Source organism: Vibrio sp. OPT46 (genome assembly GCF_015163535.1).
Classification (GTDB): Bacteria; Pseudomonadota; Gammaproteobacteria; order Enterobacterales; family Vibrionaceae; genus Vibrio; species Vibrio alginolyticus.
The window spans coordinates 36,726-38,231 of record NZ_JADDYG010000770.1 but is presented as its reverse complement, the minus strand read 5'-3'; the positions used below and the strand labels follow the sequence as shown (position 1 = coordinate 38,231).

The following is a 1,506-nucleotide window of genomic DNA, read 5'->3' as shown; positions in this document are numbered from 1 at the left end:
GTCACTTAGGTAACGCCATTTTCCATTCGGAATACCATCAAGAGAGATATTCATGATGCGTACGCGACGCAGCTTGAATACTTCATAGCCCAGCGCTTCACACATGCGACGGATCTGACGGTTAAGTCCTTGAGTGAGCACAATACGGAAAGAGAATTTAGTTTCTTTCGTTACCTTACAAGGTAGGGTGACTGTGTCGAGAATCTTAACGCCACTCGACATCTGTTTGAGAAACTCGCCTGTAATTGGCTTGTCCACGCGTACGACGTACTCTTTTTCGTGGCTGTTGCCTGCGCGAAGGATTTTGTTCACGATGTCGCCATCGTTGGTCAAAAAGATCAGACCATCAGAGGGTTTGTCTAAGCGGCCGATCGGAAAGATACGTTTTTGGTGGCCGATGAAATCAACGATGTTTCCAGGGACGTCTCTCTCAGTTGTACAGGTGATGCCTGTTGGTTTATTGAGAGCGATATAAATCGGCTTCTCTTTTGCTGCCACTGGCTTACCATCCACACAAACATCATCACCAGGTAGCACTTTTGTCCCCATTTCAGGTTTGTTGCCATTAATGGTGACACGGCCTTGCTCAATCAGTCTGTCTGCTTCACGGCGTGAGCAAAACCCCGTTTCACTGATGAATTTATTTAATCGTTTAGCGTTGTCTTGTGACATTTTTGTCTCCTAACGTTTCACAACGGCGAATGAAGCTCCCTTCCTTTAAGGGGAAGGAAGAATAAGGGCGGGCATTCTAGCATTAGGGTGAAATTTAGCCTAACCGTTTTTGGTGACGTTCGCGGGTTTCTAATTTCTTTTCCGCACTTTTTCTAAGTAGGACGTAAACGGCTCCAGTTCCACCGTGAAAGCGTTGCGCACTATGGACGCATTGGACTTCCTTTATTTGTCGTAGCCAACTGCTAACAAAGCTTTTCATCATTGCAGGTGGATTTGAGCGTTCTCCTCGACCATGGACGATAACGACCGTTCTAATGTCCATTGATAGGCATTGCTTTAAAAACGTCACGACTTCATCACGTGCTTCTTTCAATGTTTTACGGTGCAAATCCAAGCGAGCTTGGATTGGATACTTACCAAGGCGAAGTTTGCGGTAAACCCCGTCCTGTACACCATCACGTTTGAACTCAACAAAGTCCTCTGGCTTGAGCATTTCAGCGTGATCAAGTGATAGGTATTCTGGGTCATCTTCCGTTAACCAGATTGCTGCTTCTCGTTTTGCGAGCTGTGCTTCTGTTACTTGGTGTACTTTTTTGTGTTCGGTGGTGTCTTGAGTGATTGGCTTTACATCGCCCATCATCTGTTGAAATAGATCAAAATCGTCGTCGTGAGACATAGCAGTAATCTCATTAAGAACAGGGAAGAATAATAGGATTATATCAATGAGTGGTGCATTGAGATCAAATAAAAAACCGGAGTAGGCAAGTAACCGACTCCGGTGCAAAGCGTTTCTAGAGCTAAGCGAGATCTAGTGAGGAGATTTGTCGTTCATGA

Annotated in this window: 2 protein-coding genes; both read right to left on the bottom strand. The window is 45.2% G+C overall.

What is annotated here, in order from left to right; translation table 11 throughout:
- Positions 1–672 (bottom strand): 23S rRNA pseudouridine(2604) synthase RluF (gene rluF, locus IQR33_RS34635; protein ID WP_228014182.1); only part of this gene is annotated, 672 nt, incomplete at its 3' end.
- Positions 673–766: 94 nt separating this feature from the next.
- Positions 767–1,348 carry a DNA endonuclease SmrA gene (gene smrA, locus IQR33_RS27080; protein ID WP_005382233.1) on the bottom strand — a complete coding sequence of 194 codons (582 nt, stop codon included), beginning with the start codon at positions 1,346–1,348 and terminating at the stop codon, positions 767–769.
- Positions 1,349–1,506 lie beyond the last annotated feature (158 nt).